At 70.0% G+C, this 20794-nt stretch carries 16 protein-coding genes; 7 read left to right on the forward strand and 9 right to left on the reverse strand.

Going from position 1 to position 20794, the window contains the following annotated elements; all coding sequences use genetic code 11:
* The first annotated feature begins 107 nt into the window (after window positions 1-107).
* Genes NO345_RS11085 through NO345_RS11095 form a run of 3 tightly spaced genes read left to right on the forward strand, consistent with a single transcriptional unit; the run spans window position 108 to window position 2955 of the window.
* Window positions 108-1055: a mechanosensitive ion channel family protein gene (locus NO345_RS11085; protein ID WP_256299197.1), complete on the forward strand. Its 948-nt coding sequence runs from the start codon at window positions 108-110 to the stop codon at window positions 1053-1055.
* Between the two features lie 38 nt (window positions 1056-1093).
* Complete coding sequence (gene solA / locus NO345_RS11090) at window positions 1094-2239, forward strand: N-methyl-L-tryptophan oxidase (RefSeq protein WP_256299199.1); 1146 nt, start codon at window positions 1094-1096, stop codon at window positions 2237-2239.
* 50 nt (window positions 2240-2289) lie between these two features.
* The gene (locus NO345_RS11095) at window positions 2290-2955 is read left to right on the forward strand and encodes an O-methyltransferase (protein WP_256299201.1); all 666 of its coding nucleotides are present in this window, start codon (window positions 2290-2292) and stop codon (window positions 2953-2955) included.
* A gap of 1 nt (window position 2956) precedes the next feature.
* Here NO345_RS11095 and NO345_RS11100 read toward each other — a convergent pair whose 3' ends face one another.
* From NO345_RS11100 to NO345_RS11115, 4 genes are all read right to left on the reverse strand, one after another.
* Window positions 2957-4729 carry a DUF1508 domain-containing protein gene (locus NO345_RS11100; protein ID WP_256299203.1) on the reverse strand — a complete coding sequence of 591 codons (1773 nt, stop codon included), beginning with the start codon at window positions 4727-4729 and terminating at the stop codon, window positions 2957-2959.
* A gap of 313 nt (window positions 4730-5042) precedes the next feature.
* Window positions 5043-6134: an aminopeptidase gene (locus NO345_RS11105; RefSeq protein ID WP_256299205.1), complete on the reverse strand. Its 1092-nt coding sequence runs from the start codon at window positions 6132-6134 to the stop codon at window positions 5043-5045.
* A gap of 70 nt (window positions 6135-6204) precedes the next feature.
* Window positions 6205-6999 (reverse strand): creatininase family protein, encoded by a 795-nt coding sequence (locus NO345_RS11110; protein ID WP_256299207.1) that lies wholly within the window; start codon window positions 6997-6999, stop codon window positions 6205-6207.
* A 69-nt stretch (window positions 7000-7068) separates the two neighbouring features.
* The gene (locus tag NO345_RS11115; protein ID WP_256299209.1) at window positions 7069-7776 is read right to left on the reverse strand and encodes a hypothetical protein; all 708 of its coding nucleotides are present in this window, start codon (window positions 7774-7776) and stop codon (window positions 7069-7071) included.
* Window positions 7777-7890: 114 nt separating this feature from the next.
* Between NO345_RS11115 and NO345_RS11120 the strand changes: the two genes are divergently transcribed.
* A complete protein-coding gene (locus NO345_RS11120) occupies window positions 7891-10566 on the forward strand; it encodes an acetate--CoA ligase family protein (RefSeq protein ID WP_256299211.1) in 2676 nt (891 codons plus the stop codon).
* Window positions 10567-10578: 12 nt separating this feature from the next.
* Here the strand turns inward: NO345_RS11120 and NO345_RS11125 are convergent, their stop codons facing one another.
* A complete protein-coding gene (locus NO345_RS11125; RefSeq protein WP_256299213.1) occupies window positions 10579-11715 on the reverse strand; it encodes a zinc-ribbon domain-containing protein in 1137 nt (378 codons plus the stop codon).
* Between the two features lie 95 nt (window positions 11716-11810).
* Here NO345_RS11125 and NO345_RS11130 point away from each other — a divergent pair, with 95 nt between their 5' ends.
* The 3 genes from NO345_RS11130 (at window position 11811) to NO345_RS11140 (ending at window position 16728) form a co-directional block, all read left to right on the forward strand.
* Window positions 11811-13301 carry a hypothetical protein gene (locus tag NO345_RS11130; RefSeq protein WP_256299215.1) on the forward strand — a complete coding sequence of 497 codons (1491 nt, stop codon included), beginning with the start codon at window positions 11811-11813 and terminating at the stop codon, window positions 13299-13301.
* Between the two features lie 101 nt (window positions 13302-13402).
* On the forward strand, window positions 13403-14551 hold the full coding sequence (locus NO345_RS11135; RefSeq protein ID WP_256299217.1) for an acyl-CoA dehydrogenase family protein: 1149 nt from the start codon (window positions 13403-13405) through the stop codon (window positions 14549-14551).
* Window positions 14552-14688: 137 nt separating this feature from the next.
* Window positions 14689-16728 (forward strand): hybrid sensor histidine kinase/response regulator, encoded by a 2040-nt coding sequence (locus NO345_RS11140; protein ID WP_256299219.1) that lies wholly within the window; start codon window positions 14689-14691, stop codon window positions 16726-16728.
* Here NO345_RS11140 and NO345_RS11145 read toward each other — a convergent pair whose 3' ends face one another.
* The 4 genes from NO345_RS11145 to NO345_RS11160 form a co-directional block, all read right to left on the reverse strand.
* Window positions 16729-17334, reverse strand: a complete 606-nt coding sequence (locus NO345_RS11145; protein ID WP_256299221.1) for a HalX domain-containing protein — start codon at window positions 17332-17334, stop codon at window positions 16729-16731.
* A 133-nt stretch (window positions 17335-17467) separates the two neighbouring features.
* Window positions 17468-18196 carry a DICT sensory domain-containing protein gene (locus NO345_RS11150; RefSeq protein ID WP_256299223.1) on the reverse strand — a complete coding sequence of 243 codons (729 nt, stop codon included), beginning with the start codon at window positions 18194-18196 and terminating at the stop codon, window positions 17468-17470.
* Window positions 18197-18298: 102 nt separating this feature from the next.
* Entirely contained in the window at window positions 18299-18715 is a 417-nt protein-coding gene (locus NO345_RS11155; RefSeq protein WP_256299224.1) for a DUF7960 family protein, read from the reverse strand.
* A gap of 68 nt (window positions 18716-18783) precedes the next feature.
* Window positions 18784-20769 (reverse strand): 3-hydroxyacyl-CoA dehydrogenase/enoyl-CoA hydratase family protein, encoded by a 1986-nt coding sequence (locus NO345_RS11160; RefSeq protein WP_256299225.1) that lies wholly within the window; start codon window positions 20767-20769, stop codon window positions 18784-18786.
* Between the last annotated feature and the right edge of the window lie 25 nt (window positions 20770-20794).

Genomic DNA, 20794 nt, shown 5'->3' on the forward strand with positions numbered 1-20794 from the left:
TGGAGTGCCATCCTCAAAAAGGCCGGCTGGTTCCGGCGCGAGCGCGGCCCGCGAGCCCACCACCGACAACACAACCGTTTTGACGACAGCTTTCGACTCCAGACGGTGTGAAGCGACGCCTCGGCTACCTCGCGTTCGTGGTCGCCCTGCTGGCCATCGTCGCGGTGAGCGTCCTCGAGACGGCGTGGGTGCCACCCGAGTCCCAGCAGTCGCTCAAACCGTGGGTGCTGAAGGGGCTGCTCGCGCTGGCCATCGCGACCGGAACGTACGGCGCTTACCTCCTGCTCTCGGCGGGGATGACCCGGCTGGTGCACGACAAGCGACGGCGGCACGACCTGCGGAACGTCGTCCGGCTGGTGATGATCGTCGCGGCCATCGTCGCCGTCGCGGGCGTGCTGACCGACCAGTGGCTCGGCGTGCTGTTCTCGCTCGGCATCGTCGGCTTCGGGGTGACGGTGGCGCTGCAGCAGCCGCTCACGTCCCTGCTCGGCTGGGTGTACATCCTCGCGATGCGGCCGTACCAGGTGGGCGACCGGATCCGCGTCGAGGACGCGAAGGGCGACGTCATCGACGTCGACTTCCTCGTGACGACGCTGTGGGAGGTCGAGGGCGACCTGGTCTCCTCGCACCAGCCGTCGGGCCGGACGGTGACGGTGCCGAACAGCCTCATCCTCACCTCGGAGGTGTTCAACTACTCGCGGGACGACTTCCCGTTCGTCTGGAGCGAGGTGACGATGCAGGTGTCCTACGAGACCGACCTGGAGTTCGCCCGGGAGACCATGCAGGCGGTCGCGGACGAGCACCTCGGCGACGAGATGGAGCGCCGCGTCGAGACGTACCGCGAGCAGCTGGCGGAGACGCCGGTCGACCTCGAGGTGCAGGGCCGGCCGTCGGTGAACCTCACGCAGGGGGAGACGTGGGTCGAGCTCCGGCTGCGGTTCCTGACCCGGCCGCGGAAGATTCAGGCCACGAAGAACGAGCTGTACGAGGAGGTCCTGGCGCGATTCCAGGCGAACCCGGACAGGGTGTCGTTCCCGGTCGGGCGGTTCCGGTAGCCCGACGTCTTTTCCCGCGACGGCCCGTCTGTGAGCCCATGACCGACGAGTACGACGTGGTCGTGGTCGGCGTCGGTGGCATGGGCAGCGCGGCGTGTGCCCACCTCGCCGCGCGCGGCGTCGACGTGCTTGGCATCGAGCGGTTCGACGTCCCGCACACGCACGGCTCCTCGCACGGCTCGACGCGCATCATCCGGAAGGCGTACCACGAACACCCCGACTACGTGCCGCTGGTCGAACGCGCCTACGAGAACTGGCGCGAACTCGAGGCCGAGACGGGACGTGACCTGCTCCACGTCACGGGCTCGGTCTGTGCCGCGCCGCCGGACGGGGACCTCGTCGACGGCGCGCGGTTGGCCTGCGAGAACCACGGCCTCGCCCACGAGACGATGACGGGCGCGGAGCTGAACGAGCGGTTCCCAGGGTACGGCGTCCCCGACGACTACGACGCGCTCTTCCAGCCCGACGGCGGCTTCCTCGACTGCGAGCGCGCCGTGAGTGCCCACGTCGAGCGCGCGGTGGCCGAAGGAGGAACCATCCACGCCCGCGAGATGGTCACGGACTGGTCCGCGGACGGCGACGGCGTCACGGTCGAGACGGACCGGGACTCCTACGCCGCCGGCTCGCTGGTGCTCGCCGCCGGTGCGTGGACCGCCGACCTGCTGCCGGAGCTGGATGGTACCGTCGTCCCGGAGCGGCAGGTGCTCGGCTGGTTCCAGCCGCCCGAGCGCGCCGACGACTTCACGCCCGACCGGTTCCCGGTCTTCGTCACCGAGAGCGACGGCGGCGACGAGTACTACGGCTTCCCGCGCTACGACCGCCCCGGCGTGAAGGTCGGCCTCTACCATCACCTGCACGAGGAGACCGACCCTGATTCGGTCGCCGAGCCCTCTCGCGCGGACGAGGACGCGCTCCGGGGTCTCCTCCGTGACCACTTCCCCGCCGCCGACGGGCCGACGATGGGCCTCTCGACGTGCATGTTCACCAACTCGCCGGACATGGACTTCGTCGTCGACACGCTGCCAGCGCACGAGCACGTCGTCGTCGCGGCGGGTTTCTCGGGTCACGGCTTCAAGTTCGCCAGTGCGGTCGGCGAGGCGCTCGCTGACCTGGCGCTCGACGGCGAGACGCCTCTGCCGGTCGACGGCTTCGCGGTCGACCGGACGGCGATCCGGAGCGCCTGATCCGAACCCACCGGAGGAACGTTTAGGGGTGCGACGACCGCATCACCACCATGGACCTCCTGTCAGACGAGACGGCTCGCTTCGTCCGCGCGACAGCCCCGGAACCCGATGGTCTCGCCGCCGAGATGGACGCCTACGCCGCGGAGCAGGACTTCCCGCACGTCGGTCCCGGGGTCGGCGGGCTCCTGCGCACCTTCGCTCGCATGGTCGACGCCGAGCGCGTCTTCGAGTTCGGCTCCGGCTTCGGCTACTCCGCGTACTGGTGGGGGCAGGCGCTCCCCGCCGACGGTGAACTCGTCCTCACCGAGTTCGACGAGGACGAGCTCGACATGGCCCGCGAGTTCCTCCAGCGCGGCGGCCTCGACGACATCGCCCGCTACGAGCACGGCGACGCCCTCGACGCCGTCGAGCGCTACGACGGCCCGTTCGACTGCGTGCTCGTCGACCACCAGAAGCACCGCTACGCCGAGGCGTTCGAGGCCGTCCGCGAGAAGGTCGCCCCCGGCGGCGTCGTCGTCGCTGACAACGCCATGACCGCCGGCATCATCGAGTTCGAGAAGCTGCTCGCCATCGTCGAGGGCGACGACCCGGGCGAGGTGAACGAGCACACGCGGGGCATCGCGGACTACCTCGAGACCGTCCGTTCCGACCCCGAGTTCGAGACGAACGTGCTGCCGGTCGGTGAGGGAATCGCGGTCAGCTACCGGCTCGGCTGACTCACTCCTCGTCGTCGTCCTCTGCTTCCTCCGATGCAGTCGGCGCGTTCCGCTTGACGCTCTCGATGGCGTCGTGGACCCCGTGCCGGCTGCCGTAGCCCTGCCCGCAGTCCGCGATGATGTTGCCGTTGCGGTGGCGGAGCCGCCAGCGCCACTTCCCGCCCCGGTCCTCGTACACCTCGAAGATGGCGCGGCCGACGTCGAGCGCGTCGGCGTCGGCTGCGTACTTGCGCACGCGCTCGACGGCGTCCTCCAGCCCGTCCGCGGAGGCGTAGCCCTCGCCCGAGTCGGCGACAAGTTCGCCATTGCCCGCGAGCAGCCGCCAGCGATGCTCGCCACCCTTGTCCTCGTAGCTCTCGAACTCCAGCGAACCGCTCTCGAGCCCGTTCCGGACCGAGTCGATGGCGCGCTTCGCGTCCCGGCGGCGCGTGTACCCCTGCCCGGAGTCGGCCATGATGTTGCCGTTCCGGTGGACCAGCCGCCAGCGCCACTTCCCACCGCGGTCACGGAACACCTCGAACGAGGCCGGGTCGAACTGGAGGTAGTCCGCCGACCCGACGTTCCGCCGGACGCCCTCGAGTGCCCGGGTCAGGCCGCTCCGGGTCGAGTAGCCCTCACCCGAGTCGGCGATGATCTTCCCGTTGCGGTGGCGGAGCCGCCAGCGCCACTCCCCGCCCCGGTCCTCGAACAGCTCGAAGGTGCCGTCGCTCTCGTCGCCCCCGGTGACCGCGGGGAGCAGCGGCACGTCGTCGAGCACCTCCTCGACCGGCTCCTCGGCTTCCTCCTCCGTCGCCTCCGGTGGGGCCGGCTGCACGACGGCGGCACCGAGTGCGTTCCGCCGCACGCTCTGGAGCCCCTTCTGGGCGTTGTGCTTCCGGGTGTAGCCCTGCCCGCCCGTGGCGACGATGTTCCCGTTGCGGTGGCGGAGCCGCCAGCGGTACTTCCCCTTCCGATCCGGGTACAGCTCGAACTGCGCGCTGCTCGTCCGCAGCGAGTCGAGCTCGGCAGACAGTGCCTCCACCTCGGCCTCGTGCTCGGCCCGCTCCGTCTCGGCGTCGGCGCTGGCCTGCTCGCTCGCTGCCGCGCCCTCCTCGACTTTCCGGGCGAGGTCGTCGCGCTCCTGCCTGACGGATTCGAGTTCGTCTCGGAGCGCCGCCTGCGTCGTCTCGGCGTCGGCGCTGGCCTGCTCGCTCGCTGCCGCCCCCTCATCGACCTGTCGCGCGAGGTCGTCGCGTTCGTCCGCGAGGTCGTCGCGTTCCCGCCTGACCGACTCCAGTTCGGCTTCGAGTTCGGATGCACGCTGGCTCGCCTGCGCCGCCGCCGCACCCGTCCGCGTCTCGGTCGCGCTCACGAGCGGGACGAACACCCCACCGACGCCGATGATCGCGATACCGAGCGCGTACAGGATGGCGACCGGCTGGTTCCCCGTCGTCGTGCTCCAGTCGATGGGGAAGACGACGGTGAACCAGACGACAGCGATGGCGCACATCGCCAGACCGATGTACGTCGTGTACGTTGCGGTTCGCTGGAGCGGGAGCCTGATGACCGGTCCCGCGACCAGCAGCGCGATGCCCGCCGCAGCCAGGACGATGCTCGCCTCTCGTATCGTCGTCGCGCTCTCGCTGGTCAGAAACAGGGCGATTCCGGCGACGCCGAGTACGACCCCCACCGCGAACACCCAGTAGCCGTACGCCTCGTCCCCCGTGTTCGCCGCCCCGATTCGATCCTCGTAGGCCGACACCAGTGTGCCGCCTTCCTTGTCATCTGTTGCCATATACCATTTGCTGGCCGCAATACAGAAAAGTGCTTCCACGGTTCCCCCGATATCCGGGGGGAGGACCCCCTACCACCTGGATTCTGCTTCCGAAGAACAGCCGGCGATGAGGAACTGAGTCGCGTGGGTGCAGTTCGCTGGCTCCGGTTCGACCCGCATCCCTGCTCCCCCACGGCTCGCTGCGCTCGCTCCGAACCCCGCTACTGCTCGCGGTTCGGAGACGCTTCGCCGCGCTCGGCGTCTCGCTACTCCTCCACGGCTCGCTGCGCTCGCCGTTCCGGTTCGAGGTCTCTCGCTAGCGCTCGAAACCTCCCTACTCCTCGAACCCGTCCTCGAACCTGAACGTCCCGTCGCGCTGGACGACCTCGCCGTCGACCTCGATGAACGAGTCCTCGCTCATGTCGACGATCATGTCCTGGTGGACGACCGAGTCGTTGCCCTCGTTGTCCTCGCCGATGTTCTTCTCGTAGGCCCGGCCGAGCGCGAGGTGGATGGTGTCGCCCATCTTCTCGTCGAACAGCATGTTGTAGGTGAACCGGTCGATGTCGCGGTTCATGCCGATACCGAGCTCGCCCAGCCGGCGCGCACCCTCGTCCGTGTCGAGCACCGCCGAGAGCACCTCCTCGTTCTTCTCGGCGCTGTGCTCGACGACCTTGCCGTCCTCGAACCGGAGGTAGACGTTCGTGACCTCGCGACCCTGCGCCATCAGCGGCTTGTCGAACAGCACCTCGCCCTCGACGCTGTCGGGCACCGGCGCGGTGAACACCTCGCCGCCGGGCATGTTGTTCTCGGCGGTGTCGTTGATGGTGATGTTCCCGGCGACGGACATCGTGATGTCGGTCGTCTCGCCGGAGACGATGCGGACCTCCTCGGCGGGGTCCATGATCTCGACCATCTGCTCCTGGAACTCGTACTGCTCGTCCCAGTCCTTGTTGATAGCGCCCCAGACGAACTCCTCGTACGCCTCGGTGCTCATCTCGGCCTTCTGGGCGTCGCCCGGCGCTGGGTACTGCGTGACGACCCAGTTCGACTCCATCACCGTCTCCTGGATGGGCTTCATGTGCTGGCTCCGTGCCTGGTTCTTCTCCGGGGGCACGTCGCTCGTCTCGAACATGTTCGCGGAGCCACGGATGGAGATGAAGGCGTCGGTCTCCTCGGCGGCGGCGAGCGTGTGGGAGGGCGTGTCGAAATCCTCGGGGTCGGCCGCGAGCATGTACGCGCGGTTGACGCGGCTCGACTGGAGGCGTGTCTGTGGGTGCGCGCCCTTCTCGCCGAGCAGCTCCGCGATGGCGACCGCGAGCTCCTCCGCCTCGGGCGGTCCCGTGACGGTGACGTTGTCGCCGCGTTCTATCTCGGTGCAGTCCTCGACGAGTATCTCGGCGTGTTCCCGAACGCGTTCGTCCATACCTCCGGTTACGACAAGCGACTGATATTCGTTTCGAAACACTTGCCGGAACCCGCCGACCGTCGCTGTGTTACCGCCGACTGCCGGGCTGTGGGTCCACGTGCGGTTCGGCCATGAGACCGTCGAACGGCTGGTCGTCGAGCCACTCGAGCAGGGCGACGAGCTGCTCGGTCGCGGCCTCGAACAGCTGCTCGCCCTTCTCGGCGGTCGCGTCGGTCTGATCGCCGAAGACGCCGTTGGGCGAGTTGTCGATGGCGTCGTAGTAGTTCCGCGCGCCGTGGATGGTGGGCTCCCCGTCTTCGAGGTTCACCCGGCCGCCGTCGCGGGCGTCCGCGAGCCGGTCGTCGTGGACGTTCTCCGGGTCGAGGTACTGCAGCATGGCGGTCTCCTTCGGGCCGCCGTGGGGACCGTTGTGCTCGAACAGCTCGTCGACGAGGTCGGGGATGGATTCGTCCCACATCCACTCGACGGCGAAGGCCACGCGGTCGTCGCGGAGCCGCCGTCCGACCTCGCGGAGGTGCTGCATGTTGCCGCCGTGGGCGTTGACGTAGACGACGCGGTCGATGCCGTGGTGGGTGAGACTCCGCGTCATGCTCTCGACGTAGTCGCGGAAGGCGGGCGGGTCGACCGACATCGTCCCGTGGAACTGCCGGTGGTGCATGCTCACGCCCACGTTCACCGTCGGCGTACAGAGGTAGCCGGCGCGGTCGGCCGCCGCGCGGGCGAGGTTCTCGGCGATCACGTGGTCGGTGCTCTCGGGGAGGTGTGGCCCGTGCTGCTCCGTCGACCCGAGCGGGACGACTGCGAGCGACTCCTCGGCGAAGTAGTCCCCGAGGTCCGGCCACGCCTGGTCGGCGAGGTACATGCACGTGCTGGTGGCCCGACCGGTCAAAAAGGTAGTCCTCCCGGCCACGTGGGGGACCGGTTCCGAGCCCTACTCGCGGTCGTCACCGCTTCCGCTACCATCGCTCCCACGGGTGCCGCTTCCACGGTCACCGCTCCGCCCGGACCCGCTACCCGACCGCCGCCCTGAGCTGCCCCGCGAGGAGCGACCGTCGCCGGAGCCACGGCGCGAGGAGTCGGTCGACGACCCTGAATCGGACCCGGAGCCGCCGGTCCGTCCGGTTTTCGAGTTCGAGGACCCGCCCGTCGACGACCGACCGTCCGCGCCGCCGCGCTTCGACGGTCGCCCGCCCGACGAACCGCTCTTCGTGGCGCGCTTCGACGACACACCCTTCGATGAGCGCGTCGCGGACTTCCCCCGTGGCTGTCCACCGGACCGGTCGGAACCACCTGTGCCGGGAGCGCCACGCCGGCCGCCGGCCGTCGCTGCCGACGCGCCGGGGACTGCCGCCACCGCGCTCTCGTTCCCGGCCTCGACGGCGTCGGCGACGACCTTGTACGTCGTCCCCGCCATCCCGGCCGTCCAGAACGCTGCAGCGACGAGGAAGAGGACGCCACCGACGAGGAAGCTGGCCGCACTCGCCCCGGCGGAGCCGCTCTCGACCGAGGCAGCGCCGCCCACGCCGAGCACCATGAAGCCGGCGAAGGCGATGGCACCGCTGATGATCGTCACGAGGAGCTGGTAGCCCATCAGTTTGAAGCCGTACGTGATGCCGTCCATCGTCGAGACCGCCGTCATCGTCCCACCATACGGCCATGCATGTCAGACAGGTGTTTAGTTCTTCCCGCCGCCTCGACGGCCGACCGTCCGGTTGGACTCCGTCGCGTATCACGCGGGGAGGCCTGGACGAACGTGTTCGGCCCCCTGCTCACGTGGAACGGCGGCGTACTCCAGCCAAGCATGGTGTCCGAACAGCGACCGGTCTGTGACCTCTGGAACCCCGCGGACTGTACGGGGACGGTGGACTGTCCGCCACGGTGCCCGCGGTTCCTCGACGACGCGGGTCGGCCGCACACGGTGTACAGCCTCGGTGACTGCCCGACAGCCACCGCGGAGCGAGCACGGGGGCTGTTCGACTGTCTCGCCGACGACGCGGACGCCCTCGTCGCCCTCGACGGCGAGACGCCCGTCGGCGCTGCCGCGCTCGAAGACGGCTCGAGACGGGTCGAGCTGGGCGACGACGCCGCTCCGTCGGTCGGAACCGAACTCGTGAGACAGCTGGTCGCCCACGAGCGGACGGCCGGTGCGTCGCTCGCCGGGGCTGACTACCCCCAGGACCCCGATACGACGCTCGACGTGTCCGCCCCCGGCGTCGTGGTCGACCGGTTGGTCGACGCCGGGCTGGCGACCAACGGAGTCGAGACCGGGGACGACACGGTGACGGTCGACCTCGGGGGGGACGCGGCGAGCCGGACGACGCGCCCGCCGGTGAGCCGCGCCGACTATCCCGTCGGCGACGACTTCTCGGCGCTGTTCGAGCCTGACCGCGTCGCGGTCGTCGGCGCGACCGACCGCGAGGGAGCCATCGGCCGCGTCGTCGTCGAGAACCTCCGCACGTCGTTCGAGGGGTCGGTGGTCCCGGTCACGTCGCGGGCGGACTCCGTTCTCGGTCTCCACGCGGTCGACGACGTGGCCGACGCGGACGCCGACCTGGTCGTGGTCGTGCTCCCGGCCGACGCCGCCGTCGACGCGGTCCGGCGCGCGGGCGAGGCCGGTGTCGGGACCGTCGCCGTCCTCTCGGCCGGGTTCGGGGAGTCGGACGACGCGGGCCGGCGGCGGGAGCGACAGCTGGCGTCGGTCGTCGACGAGCACGACCTGACGCTGGTCGGGCCGAACGCCCTCGGCGTCTGCAGCACCCGCCGGCGGATGAACGCCAGCTTCGCGCCGACGCTCCCCGATGCCGGCGGCGTATCGGTCCTCAGCCACTCCGGCGCGCTCGTCACCGCGACGCTCGACTGGGCCGACGCGACGGGCGTCGGCGTCCGGGACGTGGTCTCGGTCGGAAATGGGGCCGGCCTCGACGTCCCCGCCCTGCTCCGGTACTGGGGGAGTGACCCGGAGACCGACGTCGTGCTCATGTACCTCGAGGACCTCCCGTCGGGGCGGCGCTTCGTCGAGGCCGCCAGGGCGGTGTCGCGGACGACGCCCATCGTCGTGCTGAAGTCGGGGCGGACGGGACACGGCGCGGCGGCGGCCGCCTCCCACACCGGCGCGTTGGTCGGCGACGACGCCGGGTTCCAGGCCGCGTTCGACGCCGCCGGCGTGGTCCGGGCCGACTCACAGCAGGCGGCCTACGACCTCGTCCGGTCGTTCGCGACGCAGCCCCTGCCCCGTGGCGACGCCGTCGCGGTGGTGACGAACGCCGGCGGCCCGGGTGTGCTGGCGACGGACGCGGTCGACGAGGCCGGGCTCTCCCTCGCGGACCTCTCTGACGAGACGCGGGAGCGCCTCGACGCGGTACTGCCGGACGCGGCCAGTGCCGCCAACCCCGTCGACGTGCTCGGTGACGCGACGGTCGACCGGTTCGTCGACGCGCTCGATATCGTGCTCGCCGACCGGGCCGTCGACGCGGCGGTCGTGGCCTCCACGCCGCACCCGCTCGTCGACCAGGCGGCCCTCGTCCGGGCGGTCGGCGACGCCGGACGGCGGTACGGCACGCCCGTCGTCACGAGCCTCTCCGGCGGGCCGCGCCCGGACGGCGTCACGGAGTCCCTCGCGGCGGCCGGGGTGCCGAACTTCCCCGACGCCGACCGTGCCGCCCGGGCGCTCGCCAGCCTGACCGACTACGCGTCGCGACACCGGGCACGACGTGCGTCGCCGGATCCGACGGCACGCGGGAGCGGCGAATCGGCCGACGCGGCGGTGTCGTTCGACGACGACCTCCTCGGCGTCGAGGCCATGGACGTCCTCCGCGAGTACGGGGTCCGGACCCCCGACGGCGAGCTCGCGAGGACGCCCGCCGAGGCGGCGACGGCGGTGGCGGAGCTGACCGGGCCGTTCGTGCTGAAGGTCGTCAGCCCCGACCTGGCGCACAAGACCGAGGTCGGTGGCGTCGAGGTCGGCGTCGCGGCCGACGCGGTCGAGGGTGCCACCGCCGACCTGCTCGCCAGGGTGTCCGAACACGCCCCCGACGCGACGCTCCGGGGCGTGCTGGTGCAGGAACTGGTCGAGGAGGGAGTCGAGTGCCTCGTCGGCGTCACCCGGCACGAACGGTTCGGTCCCGTCGTGACGTTCGGCCTCGGTGGCATCCTCGTGGAACATCTCGACGACGTGGCCCACGGACTGGCACCGCTGTCACCCGCCGACGCCGAGCGACTGCTCCGACGCATCGACGGCGCGTCGGTACTCGACGGCGCTCGCGGACAGGAGTCGGTCGACCGGGACGCGTTGGTGGACGCACTGGTCGGTGTCTCTCGACTGGCGGCCGACCACCCGAGCCTCTCCGAGCTGGAGGTGAACCCGTTGATGGCGACCCCGACGGGTGCGACCGCCGTGGACTTCCAGGCGACGGCGGACCGGGACGGCTGACGACCGGGCGGCTCAGGCCGCCGAGAGCCACTGCTGTCGCCACCAGAGGTAGAGCCCGGTGACGACGAGGTTCAGGTACGGTACCGCGACGAGGTAGTACGCGGCAGAGGGGGTGCGACCGGCCTCGTGGGTGACGTACCGCCGGTCGAAGTAGAGGGCGAAGGGAGCGAGCGTCGGCGTCAGCACCACCCCGAGTTCGAGCAGGCCGCCACCGTCGCCGATCCACGGCACCGTCCCGGCGGCGATGGCGGTCGGGTCCGTCGCGATCCCGATTGCGGCACCGAGGAACGTCAGCACTGCGGGGACGAGCACGCCGAGCCACCAGCGGCTGCTCGGGACGGCCGGTGCGTACGGCGTGTCCGTGTCGGCCCGCCGGGCGGCCTGCCGCTCGGCCAGCCGCTCGCTCCGGTTCCCGTCCGCCGCCGACCGACGAGGTGGCTCACGCCGGGACGGTCCTCGTCGGGGCTGCTCGGGATAGCGTCCGGCGGCCTCCCGTGGCGGCTCGCGCCCGGGGCCGACCGGTTCACCCCGTCGCTCCCGTTCGTACTGGACTTCGCCGTCACCGGCCTCGGTCGTTCGGTCGCGGCGCTCCCGTGGGCGGCCCCGACGCTGGCGGCGGTCGCGCGACTCGTGCCGTCGGTCGCGTCGCGGCCGCTCGTCATAGTGGCTCTCGCCGGGGTCGTGTCCCCGCGGGGGCGACTCCGGCCCGTCCGGGCCAGTGTCGGCTGCACCGTGTGTGCGCGACGGTTCCTCCTGCTCGCTCGCGTCGTCACCGCCGCCGGCGACGTCCGGCTGGTGTGCGCCACAATCGGTGCACCGGACCGCCTGCGCGACGAGCACGGAACCACACTCCGGACAGCGCTTCTGCCAGGGTTCCAGACCCGACTCGTCGGCGTCCGTGGCGTTCGTCCGCCCGTCGTCGTCACCCTGCTCGAGCGGGCGCTCGGCGTCGGATGGCCGGGGACTCCCGTCGTCTGCGGGGCCGTCGCCGCTGCCGGGCCGAGCGGTCGACCCGTCGGCCGCCGTTCCGGTCGACCCGTCGTCGGCGGTGAGCGCCGTGCCACAGGCCGAGCAGAACCGGTCGCCGGCGTCCGCCCGCGTGCCACACGACGGACAGTCCGTCGCGTCGGCACCACCGTCACTACTCATTGGATGTTGACACGTTCGGTGGGGGGAGGCAAATAAGTTCCTGCACAGGCGCACGAACTCAACGCCTTTCATCCTGTACTCCGTAGACAGGAACGATGCGCCGCCGTGCCCTGCTCTCCACCCTCGCCACCGCCTCCATCGCCGGCTGTAACGGCCTCGCGGACAGCGGGCGGACGACGCGACCGCCGCTGGACGTCGAGACACCGACCCCCACGGCGACGGAATCACCGTTCGGCGAGCCGAGCGTCGCACCGACGCCGACGACCGGCACCGAGGTCGGCCCCGACCACCGGCTCGTCTCGCTCCGTGCCAGGGACGTCCCCGACGGGCTCGCGCTGGACGCCGGCTTCGTCGGGGCGGCGACCGGATCGCAGCCGGCATTGCTCTGGGTGGGCCTCCGGAACGTCACCGAGGCCGACCGCACCGTCGAGTTCGGGGCGACGCCGCCGGTCTCCACGTACCGGCTCCGCGGCGGCAACCCCCCGCTGTACGTCGTCCCCGTCTCACGACCCGAACCGACCGAGGGCGTCCGTCTCTGGAACGACTGCTGGAAGACCCGTTCGCAGTCCGTCGCCGAGGCCGAGGACACCACCCGGTCGGTGACCATCCCACCGGGGGAGAGCGTCGGCGGGCTCTACGGCGTCGTCGTGATGCGCGGCGCGGACATCTGTCTCCCGGCCGGCCAGTACGAGATCGCCGGCGACGGCGGCTGGACGCTCGGGCTCTCGGTGTTCCCCCGCCGAGGGACCGAGCCGGGGAGCTCGCAGTTCGGGGAGCCGCCGACGCCCGCGATGGTGGCGAACGACGGGGACGTCCACTGGTTCCACGAGGCCGACGCCGACACGAGTCGCTACCTCGAACCGAGCGCCGAGCAGGTCGGGCTCGCGAACGGGCGAGTCCGGGCGACGCTGCACAACTACGGTCCCGGCTCGCTCGTCCACGACGGGAGCTGGGCGCTCGTCCACCGTCACGGGGAGGCCGACTGGCGGCTCGTCGCACCGCTCGCGACGAGGGTCGAGGACGGGGACGCCGTCGTCAGACCCGGCGAGCGCGTCCGGACGGCGTTCGACATCGACAGCCGACCCCGACTCGCCTACGGCGACCCCGCGAGCATCGGCGGCCTGGTACCGGGGCGCTACGCCGTCGTCTTCCCCCGCGTCCAGGTCTGGCGCGGGAACGTACGACGGTCCCTCGACGTCTTCGCCGCGCTGGTCGACCTCGTCGGGAACGCGCCCGAGCTCGCGCCGTCGGCACTGGTCGAGTCGACGACCCGGAGCGGTGACACACTCGACGTGCTCGCGTCGGGTGACTCCGGTCCGTCGGACGCCGTGGTGTCGGTCGAGCGGACCGCGGCACCGCCGGACCGGTCGCTCGTCCTCCCGCAGGTGCTCCAGTTCGAGGTGCTCCGGGACACGCTCGGCTACCTCGTCGACTCCGACCTGCACCGTGTCGAACTCCGGACGCCCGACGTCCGGCGGGAACGGTTCGCCATCGGGGCGGCGAACCTGACGCTGCCGACGGTTTCCGGTGGCGTCGCGTTCGCCTTCCGTGGCCGCGGCTATCGGGTCGAGATAGAGGCGGGCTGAGGCTCCGGACCGTCACGGACGACCCGACAGCCCGTGGCCGGACCCCGGGTGACGCCAGCTGTCGGCACACCCTATTTGGGTATCCGGTCCGAAGCCCGAGCATGGAACTGCTAGAGGAGAGCCTCGTTCCCGAGGAGGCCCGCGACGTGAAGGCCGAGGCCCGGGAGTTCGCCGCCGAGCACATCGAGCCGAACGCCAGGGAGTGCTTCCAGCGCGGCGAGTACCCCTGGGAGATACTCGAGGCCGGCCAGGAGGCCGGGCTGGTCGCCCAGGACATCCCCGAGGAGTACGGTGGTCGAGGGCTCGCGCTCTCGGAGATACTCGCGATGGCCGAGGAGTTCTACAGGGCCGACGCGGGCATCGCACTCACCCTCCAGCTCGCCAGCTTCGGCTGCGAGATACTCTACGAGTACGGCGACGAGGACCAGAAGGAGGAGTACCTCCGTCCCGTGGCGGAGGGCGACCAGATATCGGGGCTGGCGGTCTCGGAGCCCGACACCGGCAGCGACCTCGCCGGGATGGAGATGACGGCGACGAAGGAGGGCGACGAGTACGTCCTCGACGGCGAGAAGTACTGGATCGGCAACGGCGTCGAGGGCGACTGGATCACCGTCTACGCCCGGACCGGCGACGACGAGGACAACCGCTACGGCAACCACTCGATCTTCATCGTCCCCACCGACATCGACGGCTACGAGGCCGAGCACATCCCCGAGAAGATGGGCTTCCGTGCGTCGAAGCAGGCACACATCACCTTCGACGGTGCGCGCATCCCGGCGGAGAACCTCGTCGGCCACGAGGGGAACGGCTTCATGATGCTCGCGGACTTCTTCAACCACGGCCGCATCGTCGTCGCGGGCCACGGCCTCGGGCTGGCGGCCGCCGCCATCGAGGAGGCCTGGGAGTTCGTGCACGACCGCGAGCAGTTCGGGCGCTCCATCGGTGACTTCCAGTCCGTCCAGCACGACCTCGCCGACATGCTCCTCGAGTTCGAGTCCGCCCGGTCGCTCGTCTGGCGGGCCTGCGAGAAGGTCGAAAGCGGCGAAAATCCCGGCTACTGGGCCGCGATGGCGAAGACGAAGGCGACCGAGACCGCCACCCAGAACGCCGAGCTGGGGATGCAGCTCCACGGCGGTCGCTCCGTGCTCGACGAGCGTCGCATCGCCAGGGTGTACCGCGACGTGCGCATCCCCGTCATCTACGAGGGCGCGAACGCCATCCAGCGCAACCTCATCTACCGGCAGGCCTGACCGACGGATCGACGGCCGGAGCGACCGGGATAGACAACCACAAGCGTCTTTATCGCGACACCGAAACAGGACGTTGACCGAACCGCGACCGGTCGCCGCTGGCGAGACTCGCCCGGTCGCGGACAGGACTCCACACAATGACGGCCACGAAACGGGTTCTCATCATCAGCAACGACGCGCAGTTGCGCGCCAGTCTCGCCGCTCCCCTGCAGTGGTCCTATCCGAACGTCGAGGTGCTCACCGCCGCGGGCTTCACCGGCGTCATCGAACACCTCGCCGACGGCGACCTCGACTGCATCGTCAGCGACATGGCGACCATCGACGCCGCCCCCGCGGTACTCCAGGCGACCCGCGAGCGCCACCCCGACATCCCCCTGCTCGTGCTCACCGAGTACGAGGCCGAACGCGGCAGCGGCGCGGCCGTGATGGAGGTCGTCGACTTCCTCGACGGCGTCGGCGACGCCGGCTCGGACGACGCGTTCGCCGCCTGGGTCGCCAACTCCGTCGTCCGCAACCCGACCGACGCCGCGCCGCCCGGCGGGAACCGCCCCGAGGACCTCGTCCGCGACGTGAAACGCGCCCTCGTCGACGCCTCGTCGCCGATGGACATCGAGCAGGCCGTCTGCGAGCAGCTCACCCTCGGCGGCCGCTACACGTTCGCGTGGATCGGCGAGTACGACAGGCGCGAGGGACAGGTCGTCCCGTGGGTGTCCGCGAGTGCGACGGAGGACTGGCCGGTGAGCGTCACGTTCCCCGTCGGCCGCGGCGGCGGCCAGCAGACCGTCATCGAGCGTGCCCTGCGGACCCGCGAGCCACAGGTCGTCAACGACATCGACGCACACAGCGCCGCCGTCCCGTGGCGTTCGGCGGCGACCGAGCGCGACTGCAATGCCGTCGTCGTCGCGCCGCTGTACTCCGACGACGAACTGTACGGCGTCCTCGGCGTCTACTCGGACGACCCCGGCGGCTTCTCGGAGATGGAGGTCAGCGCGCTCTGGGAGATCGCCGGCAGCGTCTCGCACGTCCTCGACACCATCGCCATCCGCGGCCGCATCGACCAGCAGGAACGCGTGCTCAGACGGTACGAGCGGCTCGTCGAGACCGTCGGCGACGGCATGTACGCCCTCGACGCGGACGGCCACTTCATGACGGTCAACAACGCCATGCGGTCGATGACCGGCTACAGCCGTGAGGGCCTGCTCGGCGAGCACATCTCCATCGTCCTCGACGGGGCGGACGTCGAGCGTGGCGCGGAGCACATCCGTGAGCTGCTCGCCGAGGACCGGATGGAGGGCGAGACGGAGGAGGTGACGGTCCACACGAAGGACGGCCGGAGCTACCCCTGCGAGGTCCAGTTCGCCCTGCTCCCCTACGACGACGACGAGGAGTTCCGCGGCACCGTCGGCGTCATGCGCGACATCACCGAGCGGAAGCAGCGCGAACGCGAGCTCCAGCGCCAGAACGAGCGCCTCGACGCGTTCGCCAGCATCGTCAGCCACGACCTCCGCAACCCGCTCGGCGTCTCGCAGGGCTACCTCGAGCTGGCGATGGAGAGCGCCGACGAGGAGGTCCGGGGCTCGCTCGAGCACGTCGCCGACGGCCTCGAACGGATGGAGGACATCGTCGCCGACGTGCTCGCCATCGCCAGACAGGGCCAGACGGTGACCGAGACCGAGTCGATGGAGCTCGAATCCCTGGTCCGCGAGGCCTGGGCGAACGTCGAGACGCCCGCGGCGACGCTCACCGTCGCTGGCTCCGGCCGGGTCGAGGCGGACCGCTCGCGACTCCTTCGCGCGTTCGAGAACCTGTTCCGCAACGCCATCGAGCACGGCGGCGACGACGTGACCGTGGAGGTCGGCCTGCTGTACGAGGAGCCCGAGCACACCGTCGACACCGGCGGGTTCCAGTTCCCGGAGGAAGCAGGCACCGGTGTCGAACACGTCGAGGCGGAGACGCCGACGATGGTCGGGTTCTACGTCGCCGACGACGGCGAGGGGATGCCGAAGGAGGTGCGGGAGAACGCGTTCGACTCGGACTTCTCGACGTCGGACGAGGGACTCGGCATCGGGCTGTGGGTCGTCAGAGAAGTTGCGAGTGCACACGGCTGGACGACGCGGGTCGTCGAGAGCGAGTCCGGTGGGGCCAGGTTCGAGTTCTCGGACGTTGAGTCGCCCTGATCAGCTGCCGCCGGGGAGGTCCTGGAACGCGCCGACGAAGTCGTCGTGGTCCTTCATCCCGGAGACCGTCTGGTCGACGCGCTCCCGGAGTACGTCCACGCGCTCGCAGAGCTCGGCGTACTCGTCGTTCTCCTCCAGTTCGCGTTCGGACTTCTCCGACTCGAGGAGGGACTTCTTCGAGACGAGCGCGTAGTACTCCTGGATGTCCGTCTCGTACTCGGAACGGCCGGTGACGCTCTCGACGACCTCGAGGAGTTCGTCCTTCGAGACCGGCTTGACGAGGTAGTCGTCGAAGCCCATCTCGATGATGTCGAAGTCGGGGTCGACGGCGGTGACCATCACGACGCGACAGTCGTAGCCGTCCTCGCGGATCCTGTCCAGCACCTCGTCGCCAGAGAGACCGGGCATCCGCCTGTCGAGCAGTACGATCTCGACGGAGTCCTCCATCAGCTCCAGCGCCGACTCGCCGTCGTAGGCCGCCTCGACGTTGTAGTCCGACTGGAGCCACGCGGCGAAGAGATCTGCCAGTCGTGACTCGTCGTCGACGACGAGCACCTCGAGGCCACCGGACGTTTCGTCAGCCCCTTGACCGTCGTTTTCTGCCACATTCGGTCAATGGTGACTATGGTTCTTAAATGCCGCGCCCACAATTCTTCTTTCTGATACATGTGTGCGAGGATAACAACCGCTGTTGGGGTGGGCCTGTCACAGTTTCCCGAGACGAACGTGGCCAGCGGGGCTACGGGGCGACGCGGTCGTACCGTCCCGAGAGGTACTCGACGACACGTTCGACGATGTCCGGATCGTACGTCCAGCAGCCGTAGAACCCCTCTACCTCTCCCTCGCGGGCGAGGAGGGCACACTTCTCCGCGGGCGTATCGCCGCCGTCGAACGCGACGAACCAGGTCCGTCGAAGCTCCTCGTCGTCGTTGGCGTGGACCTGCAGTCCGTCGACGTCGACGGTCACGTCGGGCGCGCCGTAGATGTGTATCTCGAGGTCGGTCGTCGCGAGTCGACGGTACACGTCGGTCTGGTCGGCGAAGCGCGAGAGCTCCTGGAACCCGACGTGGAGCTCGCCGGCCGCGTGCCGGAACGCGCGGTCCTCTATCTCGCGGGTCACGGCCATCATCCGCCCGCTGTCGTAGGAGGTGAACGTCGTCTCCTTCAGCGGGGAGAGCAGTCCCGCGTGGTCGGTGTCGTCGATACCGAGTCCGTCGGGTCCCGGTGTCGGGCCCTCCAGCAGCGCCCGCAGTTCCGCCCCGTCGACGGCGGTGTAGAACTCGTCGGAGTCCGTCAACGTGGCGAACGTCGGTGCCTCGGCGACCGTCTCGTCGACGTCGACGCGGACGTTCATGTCCTCGAAGAACGACGCGAGCTCGGTGTCCAGCGACGACGCTGGCGGCAGGTTGAACAGCGTCAGCGTCTTCTCGCTCGACCGAACCCGGTCGATGATGTCGAGGAGTGTCACAGACCTTACTCGCGGGCCGAGGGATTTGAGGTTTGCCCCTCCAGACCGCCCGTCCCGGCCTCCCACGGACCGTGTCCCGCCCCGTGGAGCGGTCGGCGGCCGTCAGCCCTCCGCCAGGGTCCACTGCACGATCCTCGCCTGCACGCGGGCCGGGTCCTCGGCATCGTCGGCAGCCAGCGCCGCCTCGCTCTCCTCGAGCATCCGTCGCTCGACCGGGCCGTGGTCGGGCTCGTCGCGCACGTCGGAGAGCAGCGCCTCGAAGTCCTCGCGGAGGTCGAAGGAGGCGCGGGCGACGTTGCAGCGCGGCAAGGGGCTCTTCCCGATGTCGAGCACGAGGTCGCGGACGAGCTCCCAGTCGTTCGCACAGAAGTGGATGGACACCTCGCCGACGATGTCCTGCCAGGCGATGGCGTCGGCGTGCTTCATCTCCGGGACCGCCCGCGGCGGCAGGTCGACGCGGACCGCCGTGTCCGGGTCGTCACAGAGACAGCACGGCTGTTCGGTCTTGCCCGTGTACACGTCGACGGCTTGGAATCGGAACGGAAAAACGCTGTCTCAGCCGGAAGGGGCCGCCGCGGTCGGGGCCGTTACTTGCCCTCGAACTCGGGGTCGTCGTCGCCGAAGAACGCGTTGATTCCCTCGTGGACGTCCTCGCTGCCGACGACGTGGCCGAAGCCGAGCGACTCGACCTCGAGGCCGGCCTCGGCGTCGTCCCACCCCTTGAGCATCGCGCGCTTGGTGAACCGCTGTGCGAGCGGCGGGCCGCCGGCGAGCTTCTCGGCGTACTCGACGGCCGACGCCTCGAACTCGTCGGGGTCGTACACCTCGTTCACGAAGCCGTAGTCGGCCATCTCCTCGGCCGGGAACCGCTCGGCGGTGAAGATGATCTCCTTCGCACGGCCCATGCCGACGATGCGCTGGAGCCGTTGGGTGCCGCCCCAGCCGGGGATGAGACCGAGGTTGAACTCGGGCTGGCCGAACTCGGAGCGCGTACTCGCGACGCGCACGTCGGCGCAGGTCGCGAGCTCCATGCCGCCACCGAGACAGTAGCCGTCGATGGCCGCGACGACGGGCATCTCGACCTCCTCCAGACGGCCGAACGTCTCCTGGCCGTACTTCGAGAGCTCGACGGCGTTGAACGGGTCCGCGCCGCCGCCGGCGATGCTCATGAAGTCAGCGCCCGCGGAGAACGCCTTCGAGCCAGCACCGGTGAGCAGGACCGCGCGCACGTCGTCGTCCTCGTCCATGAGGTCGATGGCGGCGTCGAGCTCCTCGATGAGTTCGAGGCTGATGGAGTTCATCTGCTGGGGGCGCGAGAGCTCGATCTGGCCGACCTTCTCGCCGGGGTAGCTGATCTCGAGGGTGTCGAACTCGGGCGCACCGCCGGCGTCGCCGTCGTCCCCGTCGTAGAAGCCGCCCTCCTCGGCGACGGTCGCGAGGTAGTCGAACGCCTCGTAGCGCGGGTGCCCGGACGCCTCGTGGGCCTCGTCCAGCGCGTCGGCGAGCTTGGCGACGCCGTACTCGTCGGCGAACTTCGCCGGCCCCTTCGGCCAGCGCCCGCCGAGCTTGACGGCGGTGTCGATCTCCTCGGGCGAGGCGACGTCGTCGCCGACGAGGTAGGCGACCTCGTTCGCGAGCGCGGCGAGCAGGCGCTCCTTGACCGTCTCGCTGAACAGGTCGTCGTCCATCGAGACGTCGGCACCCTCGCCGTCCTCGTAGTCGTAGAAGCCCTTCCCGGACTTCTGTCCGAACTGCTCGTTCTCGACCTTCTCCTCGAGGAGCGGGCACGGCTCGTAGCGTTCGCCCGCGACCTCGTTCATGTAGTCGAGCACGTGATAGCCCACGTCGATGCCGACGTAGTCGGCGAGTTCGAAGCTGCCCATCGGCAGGCCGATGTCGAACTTCGTCGTCGCGTCCACCTCCTCGATGGTGGCCACGTCGTCGTGGACGAGCCACGCGGCCTCGTTCATCAGCGGGACGAGGATGCGGTTGACGATGAAGCCGGGGACGTCCTTGCGGACGCGGACGGGGGTCTTGCCGAAGTCCTCCGCGAGGTCCTCGACGACGTCGAGGGTCCCCGTGTCGGTGTGCTCGCCGGAGATGACCTCGACGAGGTCCATCCGGATCGGCGGGTTGAAGAAGTGCATCCCGCAGAAGCGCTCCGGCCGGTCCGTGAACTCGGAGAGGTCCGTGATGGAGAGCGAGGACGTGTTCGTCGTGAAGACGGTGTGGTCGGGGGCGTACTCCGCGACGTCGTTCCACGTGTCCTCCTTGATGTCCATCTGCTCGGGGACGGCCTCGATGACGACGTCGGCGTCGGCGACGGTCTCCTCGAGGTCCACGAGGGGCGTGACGCGGTCGAGGGCGGCGTCGGCCTCGTCCTCGGCGATCTGCTCGCTGTCGGCGAGCTTGCCGAGCGACCACTCGATCTTGTCGTAGCCGCCCTGGACGAACTCCTCCTTGATGTCCCGCATGTTCACGTCGTAGCCCGCGAGTGCTGCGACTTCGGCGATACCGTGTCCCATGTTGCCCGCACCGAGAACTGCGACGGTGTTGATTTCTTCCAGCTCCATGCGCAACAACTCAATTGGAACCCGT

It is taken from the genome of Haloarchaeobius salinus, from assembly GCF_024464185.1.
In the GTDB taxonomy this organism is placed as follows: Archaea; Halobacteriota; Halobacteria; order Halobacteriales; family Natrialbaceae; genus Haloarchaeobius; species Haloarchaeobius salinus.